The organism is Nocardioides sp. CFH 31398, assembly GCF_022436705.1.
Taxonomy (GTDB): Bacteria; Actinomycetota; Actinomycetes; order Propionibacteriales; family Nocardioidaceae; genus Nocardioides.
Map to the genome: position 1 here is coordinate 26,939 of NZ_JAKUHT010000024.1, position 16,884 is coordinate 43,822.

Consider the following 16,884-nt stretch of genomic DNA (forward strand, 5'->3'; position numbering starts at 1 on the left):
CGGATCGTGAGCCACCCGTGAGCACCCCGTGACCAGCTGGGCCGACGTCCTCGGCGCACTGGTCGCCGGCACCGACCTCGACCGCGACGCCACCTCGTGGGCGATGGGCGAGATCCTCGCCGGCGAGGCGACCCCGGCGCAGATCGCCGGTTTCGCCGTCGCGCTGCGCGCCAAGGGCGAGACGGTGGAGGAGCTCACCGGGATCGTCGAGCAGATGTACGTGCACGCCAACCCGATGGACGTGCCCGGCCGGCTGCTCGACGTCGTCGGCACCGGCGGTGACCGGTCGGCCTCGGTGAACATCTCGACGATGTCGGCCATCGTGGCTGCGGGCGCCGGCGCCACGGTCGTCAAGCACGGCAACCGCTCCGCCTCCTCCAAGGCGGGCAGCGCCGACGTGCTGGAGCACCTGGGGATCCGCCTCGACCTGTCACCGGCGCGCGTCGCCGCGGTGGCGGCCGAGGCCGGCATCACCTTCTGCTTCGCAGCCGCGTTCCACCCGGCGCTGCGGCACGCGGCGGTGCCACGCCGCGAGCTGGGCATCGGCACCACGTTCAACGTGCTCGGCCCGCTCGCCAACCCGGCGCGGCCCCAGGCGCAGGCCATCGGCTGCGCCGACGAGCGCATGGCGCCGCGGATGGCCGGCGTCTACGCGGCGCGCGGTGTCGACGCGTGGGTGTTCCGCGGGGACGACGGCCTGGACGAGCTGACCACGACCACGACCTCGTCGCTGTGGCGGGTCGAGGACGGCGAGGTCACCGAGCACACCGTCGACCCGGCCGAGCTCGGCATCGGGCGCGCTTCCGCGGAGGACCTGCGCGGGGGCGACGTGGCGCACAACGCCGACGTCGTGCGGAGCGTGCTGGCCGGGCAGACGGGGCACGTCCGCGACGCCGTCGTGCTGAACACCGCCGCGGCGCTCGCCGTGCACGAGCGCACCCAGGGGTCCGTGACCGAGCGCCTGGCCGCGGGGGCCGAGCGCGCCCGCGACGCCCTGGACTCCGGGGCCGCCGCGGCGACCCTGGAGCGCTGGGTCGCAGCCTCCGGCCGCTGAGCTCGCCTACCGGACGACGGTGAGGGTCGTCGCGGGCGACTGCGACCCCGCGACGGGCGCCCTGCCGGCGTACTTCACGACCAGCTTGTCCCTGCCCGCCGAGCGCGGCACGTACCTGAGCGTCGCCTCGCCGTCGGCGTCGAGCGTGGTTGACGCCTTCCTGGTGCCGTCGACGAGGAGGGACACGGTCCCGGACGGTGTCGCACCCGAGGCGCCGACGTCGACCGCCACCGTGACCGCGCGGCCGACCCTCACCCGGGTGGCCGACGGGGTCGCGGTCGTGGTCGAGGGCAACCTGGCCACCTTCCGGGCCGGGCTGGTGGCCGTCCCGTCGGCGTAGCCGGTCCGCCGCGCGGTGACCCGCACGGCGACGGAGCGACCGGCATCGGCGGTCGCGAGCCGGTAGGACGACCGGGTCGCGCCGCTGATCGACTCCCCGTCGCGCAGCCACTGGTAGGAGTAGGTGAGGCCGTCGACCGACCAGGTGCCGGGCGCGGCGGTCAGGGTCTCGCCGACCTTCGCCGTCCCCGTCGTCCCGGGGGGCGTCGTGGCGACCGGTGCCGGGGCGCCGGTGACGACGACGACCTCGCTCACGACGACGGCGTCGTCGTACCCGGGACGCCTGCCGGTGACGCGCACCGTGACACGGTCGCCGACGTCGTCAGGGGTCAGCAGGTAGGTATCGGCGGTCGCTCCGCGGAGCAGACCGTCGTTGCGCAGCCACTGGTAGGTCGTCGCCACGTCGGGCATGTCCCACGAGACCGGGCCCACCTCGAGCTCGGTCCCGACCTGCCCCGGGCCGTCCACCTCGAGGGCGGACAGCAGCTGCGGTGCGACGCCGGGAGTGACCTTGACACCGACGGAGTCCACCGTGCCCGGCGCCCAGCCGGGGCGGGTGCCGGTGAAGCGGGCCCTGAGCGTCTGGTTCACGTCCGCGCCGGTCGTGCCGTACTCGCGGTCGGTGGCCCCGGGGATCGGGACGCTGCCGCGGTACCACTGCACGGTGGTCGCCACGTCCGGCATCGACCAGTCCGGCGCGGCGGCGATCAGCGAGTTGCCGACGCGCGTCGACCCGGCGACCTGGGGCGCTGGTGCGGTGGGCGCGCTCTGGACGGTGAAGGCGCGCCACCCCGACGCCCCGAGCTCGCCGCCGTCGGGGTCCAGCGCGACGACACGCCACTCGTGCCGGCCGGCCGGTATCCGGACCAGCGGGGCGTGGGAGGTCGCGGGCGTCACCACGTTCTCGGCCAGCGACGTGGCTCCCGCCGTCCTGCGCTGGAAGCGGTAGCGCGAGGCGGTCGGCTCGACCTCCCAGGAGAAGAGGGAACCCGCCGGGGACAGCTCCTCCTGCTCCGCCGGCGAGACCTGGCGTGGGGTCGCCCCCCGGACGGTGAAGGGGACCGGATCGCTCCACTCACCCTTGCGGGCGGGGTTGTTCGCGTCGCCACGTCGGACCCGCCAGGTGTAGCCACCGCCGGCGGGGAGCGAGGCGCTCGGCGCGAGCGCGGTCTGCTTCGTGCTCCAGCCGGACGTGCTCACGACCACGCCGTTGCGCTGGACCTCGACGTCGTACGTCGCAGCGAAACCCAGCGCCTCCCACCGGAAGGGCGCCCCGCCGTCCACCACCTCGCGCGGCGCCGGGGTGAGCGGCACCGGCTTGGGGGACCGCTTGACGACGCTCCGCACCGCGCTCCACGGCAACGGGTTGCCGGAGGCGTCGATCGCCCGGACCCGCCAGTGGACGATGCCCTCCGGCAGGGTGACGCCCGGGGCGGTGAAGGTGGTCTGGTCGACCACGGCGCGCGCCACACGGGCACTCGTGCTCGTGAACGACCGGTCCGTGGAGACCTCGATCTCGTAGCTCTGGGCGCCGAGGGTCCCGGTGACCCCGGTGACGTCCCGGGGGAGCGTGGCGTCCTGGTTCGTGTCGAGGTAGTCCCGCCAGGTGAACGTCACGTCGTCCGCGACCGGGGCGCCGTCGGCCGGAGCCTCCAGCTGCACCGGCGTCGTCAGCTTGTTGACTGCATGCTCCGCGTGCGCGGCAGGCTCGCAGGTGAGCGGGTCCCGTGTCTTGCAGGCGCGTACGGAGACGAAGTAGGCCGCTCCCGCCTGGCTGTCGGGCAGCTGCCTCGACGGCGCCCACATCGGGGTGCTCGTCTCGAGCTCGAGCTTGAGCGGAGTGGGCAGCAGACTCGTACGCTCCTTGTCGAACGTCACGTGGACGCGGTACGACGACGCGCCGGCCACCGGGTCCCACCGGAACACCGGTGTCTGGTCGAGGTCCTGGCAGCGGTCCGGCAGGCCCATGTCGCACCAGGTGTCCGGGTCGCCCGTCGCTGTCCCCACGAGGCCGGCCCGATGGTTCGTGACGTCGTCCGACGCAGCGATGGTGAATCGGCCCTCGCGTCCGACCCCGAGGAAGACGTCGTCGGCGTAGGCCTCCACCCGCCAGAAGAACGTTCCGGTCACGAGGTGCTTCTCGTCGACGAGCTCGGCGGCAGGATAGAAGTGCTCGGTGTCCTGGACGACGTAGGTGCTGTCACCCTCGGCGCGCAGCCGCAGGCGGTAGTGGGTGGCCCCCTCGACCGGCGTCCACCGCAGGGTCGGGAAGCGGTTCGTCGGCTCCAGCACCGCGTCGAGGGGGTCGGGCGCGGTGGCGGTGGCCGCGGGGGCGGCCGCCACGGTGAACTGCCGCTGCAGCTCGGGGGCCGTGCCCGTGCCCGTGCGTCCCGAGGCAGCGACGACGCGGACCTCCCACCGGTAGGTCCCCGGGTCGAGCTCCCGCGGCGGGGTGAAGGAGGTCGTCGCGACCTCCTCGCTCTGGGTGGCGCCCCCGCTCAGGGAGGTCCAGAGGACCCGGTAGTGGGCGGCCCCTCGGGCGGCGTCCCAACGCATGGTCGGGACGTCGACGGTCGCGCCGTCAGCCGGGGCCGTGGGCGTCGCCCGCTCGGGCCGGTAGAGGAAGGAGCGGACCGGGGCGCTGAGGACGTCGGTCACGACGCCCTTCGGGTCGTCCACCCCCTGCACCCGCCAGTAGTAGCGCTCCGCGCCGACCGCCGGGAGGGTGCAGGCCCCTGAGGCCGGCAGGGGGTCCAGGACGAGGGTCGTCTGCTCGGTGCTGCACGACCTGGTGGTCCGGCTGTCGGCGGGGAAGTCCGACCGCGTGCTGAACTCGACGGAGTACTCGCTCGCGTGCCGGACGGGCTCCCACTGCACGAACAGCGGGTCGCCGACGACGGCCCCGTCGGCGGGGTGCACCGGGCGCGGCTGGTCGGGCCAGCTGCGCCGGAACTCCCAGGTGTCGACGTCGGACCACGGCGTCTCGATGCCGAGTGCGTCGATCGGACGGACCTGCCAGTAGTACTGGTCGTTGTTCACGGTGGTCGGGGGCGACCAGCGGGTGGCGACGGTGCGCTGGGTGGTCGTCCCGGTGCTGAAGTTCCGGTCGGGGCTGATGCGGACGTCGTAGCGGGCGGCACCGGGGACGGGGTCCCAGTCCAGGACGACGTCGGTCACGGGCACACCGCCGGCGTCGTCGGCGGGCGCGGGGTTCTCGGGACGGGGCAGACCCGCCACCTCGTACGTGCCGTTGTCGGACCAGGGGCTCGCCACGCTGCTGCCGAGATCGGCCCGGACCCGCCAGTGGTAGGTGTTGCCGGGCAGCTGCGACCCGGGGTCGGCGACCAGCCAGGCCAGGGAGCTGGTCTCGTGGTCGTCGTACTGCGCGGGGTCGGTGAACTCCGGGTCGGTGCCGACCTGCACCTCGTACGACACGGCTCCCGGGACCGCCGTCCACCGGAGGAGGGCGGGGTTGTCAGGTTGGCGGAGCGGGTCGCCGCCGTCGGTGACGGGCAGGACGGAGGGCGCGTCGACCGTCGCCGGCCGGACCTCGCCGTTCGCCCAGTCGCTGACGATGCTGCCCTCCCTGGCCCGCACCCGCCAGAAGAGGCGGCCGGACGGCAGGGGGACGTCGGGGACGACGCGGCTGTTGACGGTCGACCTCGACCACAGCTGCACGCTGAAGTCCGAGCGGGACGACAGCTCCACGTCGTAGCCCGTCGCCGCGGGGACGACGTCCCAGGAGAGGACCGGGCCGGCGACGTCCGCCGACAGGTTCGCGGGCGCGCCGGGGGCGGCCGACGCCGGCGCCGCGGTGAGGGCGACCGTGGCGAGTGCCGTCGTGAGCGCCGTGACCAGCGCCGTGACCAGCGCCGTGGTCAGCGCGACGAGCGCGTGTGTCCTGCTGTGCATGCCGAGGCCCCTCGTGTCGACCCCGGGGCAGTCACCGGGGCGCGGCAACCGTAGGAAAAGCGTGGCCGGCCCACAGGAGAACCAGCGGAAATGACCCGATCGGGTGGGAGCGCCCGCCGATCGGTCAGTCGAGCCCGAGCGAGAACGCCGTCTCGAGGTCGTGGCGCGAGTGGGTGCGGAACGCGATGTGGGTCTCGGTGGAGCGGACGCCCTCGACCTTGTTCAGGCGGTCGGCGACCACGTCGGCGACCTCCTCGTGGGTGCGGACCCGCACCAGGGCGATCAGGTCGATCTGGCCCGTGACCGAGTAGACCTCGCTCACGCCGTCGAGGGCCGCGATGCCCTCGGCCACCTCGGGGATCCGGGCGACGTCGGCGCTGACGAAGACGATGGCGGTGATCATGGGGGTCACCGTAGCGGCGACCTCAGGTCCGCTCCGGTCCGCGGACGGGCCGCACGTCGCGCCGTTGGTCGAAGGGGACGAGGTCCAGCCGGGAGCGCGACGCGGCGTCGTAGAGCGCCAGGTGGCGGCCGGCGCCGGCCAGCGGGCACGTCCACTCTCCCTCGACGGCGACCAGCCGGACCCCCGGTGACTCCAGCCAGCGCAGCACCTTCTCGCTCTCCTCGGCGGTGGCCGCGGGGATCGGGCCGGGCCCGCCCCTGACGGTCTCCGCCGAGGCGCGCAGGGTGGCGACCCAGGCGTGGGCGTCGTGGCCGGCGGGGATCACCCCCGCGGCGGCGAGCCGGCCGTGACGCACGACGTGCACGGCCCAGCGGCCGTCGTCCTCCTTGCGGGCCGCGACGATCTCCGGGCAGGCGCTGAGCGCCCCGAGCCGCTGGGTCCGGGCGGCGGCGCGGACGAAGGCCGCGAGCCGGTCCCGCGCGGTGCCGGCGTCCTCGTAGCGCTCCTCCTCGGCCAGGGCGGCCATGCGGGCGTTGACGGTCTCCACGACCTCCTCCGGGCGGTGCAGCAGTGCGTCCCGCAGGCGGGCGACCACGGCGCCGTACGTCTCGGCGTCGACGGAGCCGTCGCAGGGCGACAGGCACCGGCCCATCTCCGCGAGGGCGCAGGCCGACCCGGACGGCGTACGGGGGAGCCGGCCGCCGCACTGGCGCACCGGGAAGGTCTCGTGCAGCGCGGCGAGGCACCGCTCGACGACCTTCTTCGACGAGAACGGACCGAGGTAGTCGGCGTCGTCGTCGAGGACCTGGCGCACCGTCGAGAGCCGCGGCCACGGCTCGCGGGTCAGCTTGAGGAAGTGCACCTTCTCGGGGAACCGGGAGCGTCGGTTGTAGCGCGGCTTGTGCTCGGCGATGAGGCGCAGCTCGCGGACCTGGGCCTCGAGAGGGGTGGCGCAGGCGATCCCCCGCACACCGGTCGCGACCCCGACCATCTCGCCCATCCGCGACCGGGTCTCCGAGGCGGTGAAGTAGGACCGCACCCGGGTGCGCAGGTCGCGGGAGGTCCCGACGTACAGCACCCGGTCGGAGGCGTCGTGGAAGAGGTAGACGCCCGGGGCGTGGGGGAGACCCTCCGCGAGGTGTCGCTTGCGGCGCTGCGCCGGGCTGACCCGGGAGCTGAACGTCCGCAGCTCGTCCAGCGTGTGCACGCCCTGGGCGCCGAGACGCGCCAGCATCCCGTGGAGGACGTCGACGGTCGCCCGCGCGTCGGACAGGGCGCGGTGGTTCGGCGTCGTCCCCGCCCGGAACACGCGTGCGAGCGTCGCCAGCTTGCAGTTCGGCGCCTCGTCGCGCGTGACCAGCCGTCGCGCGATCAGTGCGGTGTCGAGGACCTCGAACCGCGGCCACGCCCGGTGCTGCTGCTCCGCGAAGTGCTTGAGGAAACCGATGTCGAAGGGGGCGTTGTGGGCGACGAGGACGCTGCCGCGGGCGAAGTCGAGGAAGGCGGGCAGGGCCGACTCGATCCGCGGCGCCCCGACGACCATCGAGTCGGTGATGCCCGTGAGGACCGCGATGAACGAGGGGATCGCGGTGCCGGGGTCGACGAGGGTCTGGAACTCGCCGAGCACCTCCCCGCCGCGCACCTTGACGGCGCCGATCTCCGTGATCATCGCCCCGCCGGCGGCCGACCCGCCCGTGGTCTCCAGGTCGACCACGCAGAACGTCTCGTCGCGCAGCGCTCGGCCGAGCTCGTCGAAGCTGCGCTGCTCCTCCCACCGCGACCCGGTGGTGGTCCGCTCCTGCGTCCTCGTGTCCATCGCCGCGGACGCTAGGGCGGACCGCCGACAACGTCAGGGCGGCGCGCCCGGGACCGCCCTACCCTGGAGCCATGTCCGAGGTGCCGGCCACGACGGGCGCGGTCCGCGAGCGGCTGGCCGCGCTGGTCGCCGACGTGCTGCCCTCGGCCGACCCGGTGCCGCAGCGCCTGCGCCGCATCGCGGCGTTCGCCCCGGCCCGCCGCGCCCGCCTGGGCGGTGAGGCGATCGTGTCGGTGCTGGAGAGCGACGACGAGTTCCGCGCCCGTGCCGCCGACCTGGTGGGGGAGCGCGCCCACGAGGAGCGGGACCCCGCGGAGGCCGCGGCGCTGGCGTGGCTGCGGCGCGAGCCCGGGTGGGAGCAGATCTGGGAGGCCACCACCGACCGGCTGGCCGCCCGGGCCGAGGAGGCGACCGCGGCGCGCGAGGAGCAGGAGTCGGCGCGCGAGGCCGACCGCGCCGACCGGGCCGAGGAGGCGTTGCGGGCGCTGCGGGCGGAGCGCCGCCGGCAGCTCGACGAGCTGCGCGGCGAGGTCAGCACCCTGCGGCACCGCCTGGGGGAGACCCGCAGGCGCGAGCGCGACGCGCGCCAGGCGGCCGACGGCGCGACCGCTGCGCTCTCGGCCGCCCAGGACGACGTCCGCCGCGCGGCCGAGGAGGGCGAGACCGAGCGGCGTCGGCTGCGTGCACGCGTCGAGGAGCTCGAGGCCGCCAACGCCGCGCTCCGGCGTACCTCGCGCGAGGAGCGCGGCGAGATCGGGCTGCGCGCCCGGGTGCTGCTCGACACCGTCGTCGAGGCGGCCGCCGGGCTCCGCCGGGAGCTGGCGCTGCCCGTCGCGGACGCCGCACCCGGCGACCGCGTCGAGCGGCGGGTCGCCGAGGCGGCCGCGGAGGTGGGCGCCACGGCCGGGCCGGGCGCGGCCGGGCGTGACGGGGCGTCACGTCTCGAGCAGTACCTGGCCGCGCCCCGACCCCGCCTGCTGGTCGACGGCTACAACGTCAGCAAGTCGGCGTGGCCCGAGGCGTCGCTGGAGGCGCAGCGAGCCCGGCTCCTGCGCTCCCTCGCCCCGCTGGCGGCCCGGACCGGGGCCGAGACCACGGTGGTCTTCGACGCCGCGTCCTCCGCCGCCCGACCGACCGCGGTGCAGGCGCCGCGGGGCGTGAAGGTGCTCTTCAGCCCGCCCGGGGTGATCGCCGACGACGTCATCGCCGAGCTGGTCGAGACCGAGCCGACAGGGCGCATGGTCGTGGTCGTCTCCAGCGACCAGGAGGTCGCGCGGCACGCGGCCCGCCACGGGGCCCGCGCCGTCGCCTCCCAGGTCCTGCTCTCACTGCTCGGATGAGGCGGGGCCTGTCTGCCCGACAGCCTGTGGGCCGGTGCTCCGACACGCCGTCCGGCGCCGTTGTCGGTGGGGGGTGGCACGGTCCGGGACATGACGACACGGATCGACTGCGACTCCTGCCTGGTGCGCGGTCTGCACTGCCACGACTGCGTGGTGACCGCCCTGCTGGGCCCGCCCCCGGAGCTCGAGCTGGACGACGACCAGACCCGCGCGCTCGCCGTCCTCGCGGACGGAGGGCTGGTGCCACCGCTGCGCCTGGTGCGGCCGGTGTCGGGGCCCGAGATCGAGTCCGCCTGAGCGGTGCGAGGCGCCGCCTGGCACCGGGTCGGGCGTCGGTTCCCAGGATGTCCACAGGGAGTCACCCGAGGTTTGCCGGGTGGTGGTCGCCCGGTTAGCCTTCTTCGCGGTGCTCGCCCCGCGGGTCAGACCGGATCCGCACGGGCACCACGTCGAGTCCCGAGCCGTGACGCACACGGGGAGGGAACCGGGGAACCACCTCCACTGGGGTGAATCCGCGACGAGACCGGCGCCCCCGCGCCGAGGAGCCGCGGTAGGGCGGTCGTGCCCGAACCCGTCAGCTCACCCGGTAGGCGAACGACCAAGGAGATCCACCCCCCGTGCCCCACCCCCGCCTGCGCGCGCTCACGGCTGTGTCCACCTCTCTGGTGATCCTCTCCTTCGCGGTAGGGCCGGCGAACGCCGACCCGGACGTCGACGACATCGACAAGGTCGCCGACCGCGTCGACCGCCTCTGGCACGACGCGGAGCAGGCGCAGGAGCGCCACCACGACGCGTCGATCGAGTTGAAGGAGCTGCGTCGCGAGCTCCGCGGGCTCCGCTCGGACGCCGAGCGGCAGTCGACCGAGGTCGACGGCGTCCGCACGCAGGTCGAGGACTCCATCGTCAGCCAGTACACGGCCGGGGCCGGTGTCGGCACCGTCGGTGAGCTGGCCGTCTCGGAGGATCCCGACCGCTTCCTCTCCGACCTGTCCACCATGTCGTCGTTCAACGACATGCAGGACGACATGTTCGACGACTTCGCCACCGAGGCCGACGCCCTGCGGCTGCGCGAGCAGGCGGTGGCCGACCGCACCTCCGAGGTGGAGCAGACCGAGGCCGAGCTCCGCGAGGAGATGGAGACGGTCGAGCAGAACGCCGACGAGGCGCAGGAGATCCTCGACGGCCTCGAGGAGGAGCAGCGCGAGCAGATCGCGGCCGCCTCCTCCTCCGGCTCCACGACCGAGGTCCCCTCCGACGTCCCGCCGGCGGGCCGCGCCCAGGCCGCGGTCGACTACGCCCTCGCCCAGGTCGGCGACTCCTACGTGTACGGCGCCTCCGGTCCCGACGCGTTCGACTGCTCCGGTCTCACCTCGATGGCGTGGGCCCAGGCGGGCGTCGCCCTTCCCCGGTCCTCGAGCGCGCAGATGGCGGGCGGCGGCACCCCGGTGTCGATGAGCGAGCTGCAGCCCGGCGACCTGGTCTTCTACTACAGCCCCGTCAGCCACGTGGCGCTCTACATCGGCAACGGTCAGATCGTGCACGCGGCGAACCCGGGCACCGGCGTCGTCGTGGCGGGCGTCTCCACCATGCCGGTCTCCGGCGCGGTCCGCCCCGGCTGAGCCCGGTAGGTCCTTCCTAGGTGGAGCCGGTCATCCTTCTGGGGTGACCGGCTCCGTCGTGCGTGGCCCCGTGCGCCGCCTGCGCGCGGCGCTCGAGCGCGCCCCGCGCCGCGTCGTCGTCCTCGGCGCCGCCGCGGCCGTGCTCGTGCTCCTCGTCGCGGGTGCCGCCCTGTGGTGGGTCCAGCGCCCCTACGCCAGCGACCTGGACGGCGTCGCCGGTCGCTCCTCGGTGGTGTCACCGGGGCTGGCGGCCCGCACCCTGGCGCGGCTGCGTCAGGCGGTCGTCTCCGGGGACCGCGCCGCCGCCCGCGACCTGGCGCCTGCGGACGACCCACGGGCTGCCGACCTGCTGGAGGCGGTGGTCGACAACGCCCGGGCCCTGGACGTGGTCGACCTCGGGCTGCGCTACGTGGACGAGGTCCCCGCGGCCGACGGCACCCCGGGGGCGCAGTGGCCCGCGGCGGTCGAGCTGACCTGGCGGTTCGCCGGGTTCGACACCGGCGCCTCCCGGGTCGAGACGGTCGTGGCCTTCGCCCGCGAGGGCGAGCGGGTGTCCGTCGTCGGCTTCGGCGCGTTGCCCACCACCGACCAGCCGTTCGGCAGCCCCGGGACCGGCGTCGCCGCGGGCACCCGCACCCCGATCTGGCTCACCGGCCCGGTCGAGGTGCGCCGGGGCGGGCAGGTCCTGGTGCTGGCCGCCGACGAGGTCGCCCGCGGACTCGACGGCTACGAGGACCTCGCCGCGTTCGCCGTCCCGGCCGTCGCCCGCGACGCTCCTGGCTGGGACGAGCGACTCGTGGTCGAGGTGCCCCGCGACGTGGCGTCGCTCGCAGCGGCCATCGGCGCGGAGGAGGACTCCGTCGCGGCGGCGGCCGCGGTCACCGCGACCAGCGACGGGACGGACGGCGGGGACGCCGGAGGCGTGCACGTGTACGTCAACGCCGCCGTGTTCGACACGCTCGGGCCCCGGGGTGCCGAGCTCGTGATGAACCACGAGGCCGTCCACGTCGCGACCCGGGCACCGGGCAGCCCGGCCCCGACCTGGCTGGTCGAGGGGTACGCCGACTACGTGGCCCTGCGCGACGCCGACGTCCCCGAGCGACGGGCGGCCGCCCAGGTCGCGCAGCGCGTGCGGGACGACGGGGTGCCCACCTCGCTGCCCACGCCGGCGGACTTCGACCTCACCGGCACCCACGCCGGAGCGACCTACGAGGCCGCCTGGCTGGCGTGCGTCGTGCTCGCCGACGAGGCCGGTCCGGCCGCGCTGCGGCGGGTGTACACCGCGGCCGACCGCGGCGTGCCCCTCACGACCGCGCTGGCCCGCTCGACGGACCTCGACGTCGCCGGGCTCACCCGGCTCTGGCAGGACCGCCTCCGCGAGGTGTCGCGCCGTGCGGCCGGCGAGGACGCCGCGTGACCGGGCACCGCCGGGTCGCGCTGGTCGTGCTCCTCCTCGCCGGTGGGGCGTTCGCGCTGCTGACCCTGCTCCTCGTGCCGTGGGACCCCGTCCCCGGCGCGCGCCCGCCGGCAGCGCCCGCGGACAGCGTGTTCACCGCGGACCAGCTGGCCCGGGCCGAGGCGTACTCCTCCGCCGCCCGGTCGTGGGGCCGCACGTCGCTGGTGGTCTCGTTGGGCGTGTCGCTCGTGCTCGGGTTCACCCGGCTGGGCCGCCGGCTCGTCGCTCGGCTGCCCGGACCCTGGTGGGTCGCGGTGCCGCTCGCCGTCGTCGCCGTGCTCCTGGTGGGACGCCTCGCGACCCTGCCGTTCTCCGCCCTGGGCAGGATCGAGTCCCTGCGCTACGGGTTGACCGAGCAGGGGTGGGCCGCCTGGGGGGTCGACGTCCTGGTGTCGTTCACCGTGCAGTCGGTGGCCACCTCGCTGGCGCTGCTGGTCCTGCTGGGGGTACGACGCCGACTCCCGACCGCCTGGCCCGCCGCGGCGGCGGGCCTCATGGCCGCCCTGGTGCTCGCCGCGTCGTTCGCCTACCCCGTCGTCGTCGAGCCGCTGCGCAACACGTTCACGTCGCTGCCGGACGGTCCGCTGCGGACCGAGATCCTCGACGTCGCCCGGCAGGAGGGCATCGCCGTCGACGACGTCCTGGTCAGCGACGCGTCGCGGCGGACGACGACGCTCAACGCCTACGTGTCCGGGTTCGGCGGGACCCGGCGGGTGGTCGTCTACGACACGCTGGTCGGGGGCCTGCCGACCCGTGAGGTGGTGTCGGTCGTCGCCCACGAGCTGGCGCACGCCCGGCACGACGACGTGCTCGTGGGCTCGGTGCTCGGTGCGGCCGGTGCGGCGGCCGGTGCGGGCCTCCTCGGGCTGCTGCTGCCCGGACGTCGGCGCGGCGAGGACGACGACGAGGTGTCCGACGAGCTCGCGCTGGTGCCCCGGGTGCTGGCCCTGCTGGCGGTCGCGACGTTGCTCGCCACGCCGGTGCAGTCGACGATCAGCCGCCAGGTCGAGCTGCGCGCGGACGTCGACGCGCTGTGCGTCACCCGCGACCCCGAGGCCTTCGAGCGGCTGCAGGCCATGCTGGCGACGCGTTCCCTGTCGGACCCCGAGCCCGCCGGGTGGTCCCAGGTCGTGTTCGGCACGCACCCCACGGCCCTGGAACGGATCGGGCTGGCGCGGGGCCTGGACTGCGGCTGAGTCGGCGCGGAAATGACACGACGGCCGCCGGGGGCCGGAGCCCCCGACGACCGTCGTGGTCGAAGCCGTCAGATCACGGGGTGCAGTCGGCGTTCGCGGCGCCGTCGACGCCCGTCGAGACCTCGGTGCACGTGTCGCTGAAGGCGGAGGTGATGGTGTCGCCGAGGACGAAGACGATGGCGACGATGACGGCCGCGATGCCGGCGACGAGCAGGCCGTACTCCACGGCCGAGGCGCCACGCTCGTCACGCTCGGGGAACTTGGCGGCGAAGAGGAGCTGCAGGTACTGGATCATGGTGGTCGTTCCTGTTCAGGGAGGAGTGGGATGCGGGGCGTACCGAGGCTCCCGAGTCAGCGGTCGTCCCCGATGACCCCAGGATGCGCTCGGGGCCGACCCGGTCACATCGGGACTTCGCGCGGAGCTCCCTAGTCCTCTTGAACTAGTCCAGCGAGATTCTTGTAGGAATTTTGAGTATTCGGCTGACAGGACGCTGTTCGCGCAGGTCAGAGTGGGTGTGTCGCGCCCACCACATCAGGAGCGGGCGGCCGGACCGACGCTCGACAGCAGGCCGATGCGCATCGCGGTGACCAGTGCCTGGGCGCGGTTCGTCGCGCCGAGCTTCTGGTAGATCTTCGCGATGTGCGACTTCGCGGTCGACTCGCTCATGTGGAGCCGACGTGCGATCGTCGACGTCCCCGCGCCGTCGGCCAGCAGCACGAGCACCTCGTGCTCGCGCGGCGTCATCCGGGTCGACTCGCCCGACACCCGACGCAGCATCGCCTGCGCGAGGCCGGCGCAGACGAAGCTGCGCGGCGAGGAGGCCGCGTGGCGGGCGGCGCCGACGACCTCGCCGGACGGCGCGTCCTTGCCCACGAAGCCCGACGCGCCCGCCTCCATGGCGGCGAAGATCTGGTCGTCGCCGGAGTGCATCGTGAGCACGACGAGACCCACGTCGCGGCTCGCCTTGCGGACGGAGCGGACGACGTCGAGGCCGGTGCCGTCGGGCAGCTGGAGGTCGGTGACGATCACGTCGGGCCGGTGGGTCTCCCACGCCTCGAGCGCCTCGCCGACGTCGCCGGCCTGCGCGACGATCTCCATCTGGGGGTCACGCCCGAAGGCCGACGCCAGGCCGTGCCGGATCAGCTCGTGGTCGTCGACGAGCACGACCCGGGTCGTGGTCTCTGCCATGGCCTTCTCCTCGCTCAGTCGCGGGCGGTGTCGGCCGGCGCCGTCCGTGCCGGGACCCGGTGGTCGGCGTCGGGGTCGCCGGTGGTCTCGTCCTCGGTGGGCGAGCGGTGCCGGACGGACACCACCGTGCCACCACCGGGGGCGTCGCGGATGTCGAGCTCCGCCCCGATGAGGGCCGCGCGCTCGCGCATGATCGTCAGGCCGTGGGAATCGGGCCGGATGGAGCGGATGCCGAGACCGTCGTCGCGCACGGTGATGTCGTATCCCGGCGGGGTGACGCGGCAGGAGACCTCGACGACGTCCGCCCGGGCGTGGCGGACCGCGTTCTGCAGTGCCTCCTGGGTGATGCGCACGAGCTCGGCCTCGACCGAGGGCCACAACCGCGTCGTGCCCTCCTCGATCCGCACCCGGATGGGGACGCCCGAGACGTCGGTCAGGTTGCGGGCGAGGTCGCCGATCGCGGCGCCCAGGCTGGGGCTGGTGTCGACGTCGGCGCGGAGGGTCTGGACGGAGCGGCGGACCTCGGACAGCACCCGGGTCATCGTCGCCCGGAGCAGCTCGAGGTCGGCCTGCTGCTCCGGGGAGGAGGGTGCCTCGAGCATCATGTCCACCATGTACCCCATGGACGCGATGTCCTGGGCCACGCCGTCGTGCATCTCGCGGCCGAGCCGGCGGCGCTCCTCGAGGGTGGCGGCGTCACGGACCTCCGCGAACAGCAGCGCCGCGTCGAGCTGGAGCGCGAGGGGCTGGAGCCGGCCGAGCAGGTCGCGCAGCGTCCGGTGGAGCTCGAAGGGGTCGGGGTCGACCCGCTCGGACACCGAGCCGGTGATGACGCCGACCATGCCCTTGTCGGTGGCCACCCGGAAAGCGAAGTCGAAGCCCTGCACCCGCGCGACGCCGTCGTCCCAGACCGCAGCGGCGAGGGCCGCGGCGTCCTCCTCGCGGTCCGCGGCCGCCCGGCCCGAGGCGGGCTTGCCGGCGAGCACGATGAGGCCGTCGCCGGCGGGGACGTGCAGGGCGAGGCGGGTGGTCGGGATGACGTCGCGGGTGCGGACCAGCAGGCGGTGGCCGATCGCCACCGGGTCGAGGCCGCCGCGCAGGTCGTCGGACAGCACGAGGAGCTGACCGATCAGGTGCCGCGCGTCGCGGTAGGGCGCCTCGCCCTCGGCGTCCGCATCGCCGTCCGAGCGCACGAAGGTGGCCATCATCCCCACCCCGAGCCCGAGGACGACCCAGGTGGTGAGCTCGACCCCCTCGGAGGCGTCGAAGGGTCCGCCGACCGCCAGGGTCACCCCCACGACGACGACGGACTGCACCACCAGCGCCTCGGTCACCCCCCGGGCGCCCCGGTGGAGCCCGGCGACGAAGGGCAGGACGGCGAGGGCCGGCAAGGGCAGCAGCGTGTCGTGGACGACGGCGCCGCACACCCCGGCGACCAGCGCGCCCTCGAGCGCCACGACCACGGCGCCCGGCAGGCGAAGGGCGAGCGCCGAGTGCACGAGGATCCAGACCGCCCCGATGACGAGGAGGGCGACGACGGCCGTGCTGTCGCGCTCGTACAGGCTCAGACCACCGAGGGTCAGCAGCACGAACGCACGTGCGGAGGTGCTGAGGGCCTCGGGGGTCGGGGAGAGCCAGCGCGTCAAGCCAGACCGCCCTCCATGATGGTGATCGCCGCGGGGCCGAGGACGGCGATGAACAGACACGGCAGGATACAGAAGATCAGGGGCACGGTGATCTTGACGGGCAGCTGCTGCGCCTTCTCCTCGGCGCGCTGCCGCCGCTTGACCCTCATCTCCGCCGTCTGCACCCGCAGCACCTGACCGACGGGGATGCCGAAGCTGTCGGCCTGCACGAGGGCGCTGACGAACGACTTCAGGTCGTCGAGGTCCGACCGCTCGCCCAGTGCGCGCAGCGCCGGGCCGCGCCCGGAGCCGAGCTGCATCTCGCGCAGGACCCGGGAGAACTCCTCGGCCAGGGGCCCCTCGGTGTTGGAGGCGACCTGCTGCAGGGCCGCATCGAAGCCGAGGCCGGACTCCACGCTGATGGTGAGCAGGTCGACGGCGTCCGCGAGCTCGTTGCGGATGCGTTCCTCCCGGTCGTAGGCGCGCTGGTAGAGCCAGAGGTCGGGGCCGAGGAAGCCGACGACGGCCCCGCCGGTGACGACGAGCAGGAGGACGACGGGGCCCGGCCCCCACACCAGCCCGAGCAGGAGCGAGACCACCAGGCCGGCCGCTCCGGCTATCACCTTGGCGGACATGACGCGCTCGGGGTCCCACCCCGTCGACGCGCCGGCGCGCTCCAGCTTGCGTCGCAGCTTCGCCGGCCCGTCGGCGCCGACGAGCCGGCGGCCGAGAACGAGGGTGCGGGCTCGCAGCGGGCCGGCGACCCGCTTCGCGAAGGGGACGTCGAGCTCGTCGGTCATGACCTTGGGGGGCCCGCCCATCGCCTCCACGAGAGCCAGCGAGCGCGCGACGCCGCTGCTCTCCGGACGGGTCGCCAGGGCGAGGAGCACGAGCGAGACGACCAGCAGGACGACACCCACGACGAGGACGGCCAC

General features: G+C 74.6%; 13 protein-coding genes and 1 riboswitch. Of the genes, 6 read left to right on the forward strand and 7 right to left on the reverse strand.

The annotated features are described in order from the left end of the window. Positions 1 to 28 precede the first annotated feature (28 nt). Positions 29 to 1,054, forward strand: a complete 1,026-nt coding sequence (gene trpD, locus MJ876_RS16920; protein ID WP_240238113.1) for an anthranilate phosphoribosyltransferase — start codon at positions 29 to 31, stop codon at positions 1,052 to 1,054. A 6-nt stretch (positions 1,055 to 1,060) separates the two neighbouring features. On the opposite strand, the gene MJ876_RS21900 is transcribed toward trpD, so the two are convergent. The 3 genes from MJ876_RS21900 to MJ876_RS16935 all read right to left on the reverse strand — a co-directional run bounded on the left by MJ876_RS21900 (position 1,061) and on the right by MJ876_RS16935 (position 7,524). Beyond that, a complete protein-coding gene (locus MJ876_RS21900) occupies positions 1,061 to 5,305 on the reverse strand; it encodes an Ig-like domain repeat protein (RefSeq protein ID WP_275695180.1) in 4,245 nt (1,414 codons plus the stop codon). A 124-nt stretch (positions 5,306 to 5,429) separates the two neighbouring features. Further along, positions 5,430 to 5,708: an Lrp/AsnC family transcriptional regulator gene (locus tag MJ876_RS16930; RefSeq protein ID WP_240238116.1), complete on the reverse strand. Its 279-nt coding sequence runs from the start codon at positions 5,706 to 5,708 to the stop codon at positions 5,430 to 5,432. Between the two features lie 22 nt (positions 5,709 to 5,730). Next, complete coding sequence (locus tag MJ876_RS16935; RefSeq protein ID WP_240238118.1) at positions 5,731 to 7,524, reverse strand: DEDD exonuclease domain-containing protein; 1,794 nt, start codon at positions 7,522 to 7,524, stop codon at positions 5,731 to 5,733. A gap of 71 nt (positions 7,525 to 7,595) precedes the next feature. Here MJ876_RS16935 and MJ876_RS16940 point away from each other — a divergent pair, with 71 nt between their 5' ends. The 5 genes from MJ876_RS16940 to MJ876_RS16960 all read left to right on the forward strand — a co-directional run bounded on the left by MJ876_RS16940 (position 7,596) and on the right by MJ876_RS16960 (position 13,135). Continuing rightward, positions 7,596 to 8,864 (forward strand): NYN domain-containing protein, encoded by a 1,269-nt coding sequence (locus tag MJ876_RS16940; RefSeq protein ID WP_240238120.1) that lies wholly within the window; start codon positions 7,596 to 7,598, stop codon positions 8,862 to 8,864. 90 nt (positions 8,865 to 8,954) lie between these two features. Continuing rightward, complete coding sequence (locus MJ876_RS16945; protein ID WP_240238121.1) at positions 8,955 to 9,161, forward strand: hypothetical protein; 207 nt, start codon at positions 8,955 to 8,957, stop codon at positions 9,159 to 9,161. 140 nt (positions 9,162 to 9,301) lie between these two features. Continuing rightward, positions 9,302 to 9,472: riboswitch (cyclic di-AMP (ydaO/yuaA leader) on the forward strand. A 42-nt stretch (positions 9,473 to 9,514) separates the two neighbouring features. Next, positions 9,515 to 10,483 (forward strand): NlpC/P60 family protein, encoded by a 969-nt coding sequence (locus tag MJ876_RS16950; RefSeq protein ID WP_240238123.1) that lies wholly within the window; start codon positions 9,515 to 9,517, stop codon positions 10,481 to 10,483. A 43-nt stretch (positions 10,484 to 10,526) separates the two neighbouring features. Then, complete coding sequence (locus MJ876_RS16955) at positions 10,527 to 11,900, forward strand: hypothetical protein (RefSeq protein ID WP_240238125.1); 1,374 nt, start codon at positions 10,527 to 10,529, stop codon at positions 11,898 to 11,900. Continuing rightward, positions 11,897 to 13,135 carry a M48 family metalloprotease gene (locus MJ876_RS16960; RefSeq protein ID WP_240238127.1) on the forward strand — a complete coding sequence of 413 codons (1,239 nt, stop codon included), beginning with the start codon at positions 11,897 to 11,899 and terminating at the stop codon, positions 13,133 to 13,135. Before MJ876_RS16955 ends, MJ876_RS16960 begins: the two co-directional genes overlap by 4 nt. Before the next feature lie 73 nt (positions 13,136 to 13,208). Here the strand turns inward: MJ876_RS16960 and MJ876_RS16965 are convergent, their stop codons facing one another. The 4 genes from MJ876_RS16965 to MJ876_RS16980 all read right to left on the reverse strand — a co-directional run bounded on the left by MJ876_RS16965 (position 13,209) and on the right by MJ876_RS16980 (position 16,884). After that, positions 13,209 to 13,430: a Flp family type IVb pilin gene (locus tag MJ876_RS16965; protein ID WP_240238130.1), complete on the reverse strand. Its 222-nt coding sequence runs from the start codon at positions 13,428 to 13,430 to the stop codon at positions 13,209 to 13,211. 237 nt (positions 13,431 to 13,667) lie between these two features. Continuing rightward, positions 13,668 to 14,324, reverse strand: a complete 657-nt coding sequence (locus MJ876_RS16970; protein WP_240238132.1) for a response regulator transcription factor — start codon at positions 14,322 to 14,324, stop codon at positions 13,668 to 13,670. Positions 14,325 to 14,338: 14 nt separating this feature from the next. After that, positions 14,339 to 15,970, reverse strand: a complete 1,632-nt coding sequence (locus MJ876_RS16975) for a sensor histidine kinase (RefSeq protein ID WP_240238134.1) — start codon at positions 15,968 to 15,970, stop codon at positions 14,339 to 14,341. Then, a complete protein-coding gene (locus MJ876_RS16980) occupies positions 15,967 to 16,884 on the reverse strand; it encodes a type II secretion system F family protein (protein WP_240238136.1) in 918 nt (305 codons plus the stop codon). The genes MJ876_RS16975 and MJ876_RS16980 overlap by 4 nt, the downstream gene beginning before the upstream one ends.

What these genes read in the sequence shown, in the direction of transcription:
- MJ876_RS21900 (WP_275695180.1), bottom strand. Translation starts at nt 5,305, where the DNA reads ATGCACAGCAGGACACACGCGCTCGTCGCGCTGACCACGGCGCTGGTC.
- MJ876_RS16930 (WP_240238116.1), bottom strand. Translation starts at nt 5,708, where the DNA reads ATGATCACCGCCATCGTCTTCGTCAGCGCCGACGTCGCCCGGATCCCC.
- MJ876_RS16935 (WP_240238118.1), bottom strand. Translation starts at nt 7,524, where the DNA reads ATGGACACGAGGACGCAGGAGCGGACCACCACCGGGTCGCGGTGGGAG.
- MJ876_RS16940 (WP_240238120.1), top strand. Translation starts at nt 7,596, where the DNA reads ATGTCCGAGGTGCCGGCCACGACGGGCGCGGTCCGCGAGCGGCTGGCC.
- MJ876_RS16945 (WP_240238121.1), top strand. Translation starts at nt 8,955, where the DNA reads ATGACGACACGGATCGACTGCGACTCCTGCCTGGTGCGCGGTCTGCAC.
- MJ876_RS16965 (WP_240238130.1), bottom strand. Translation starts at nt 13,430, where the DNA reads ATGATCCAGTACCTGCAGCTCCTCTTCGCCGCCAAGTTCCCCGAGCGT.
- MJ876_RS16970 (WP_240238132.1), bottom strand. Translation starts at nt 14,324, where the DNA reads ATGGCAGAGACCACGACCCGGGTCGTGCTCGTCGACGACCACGAGCTG.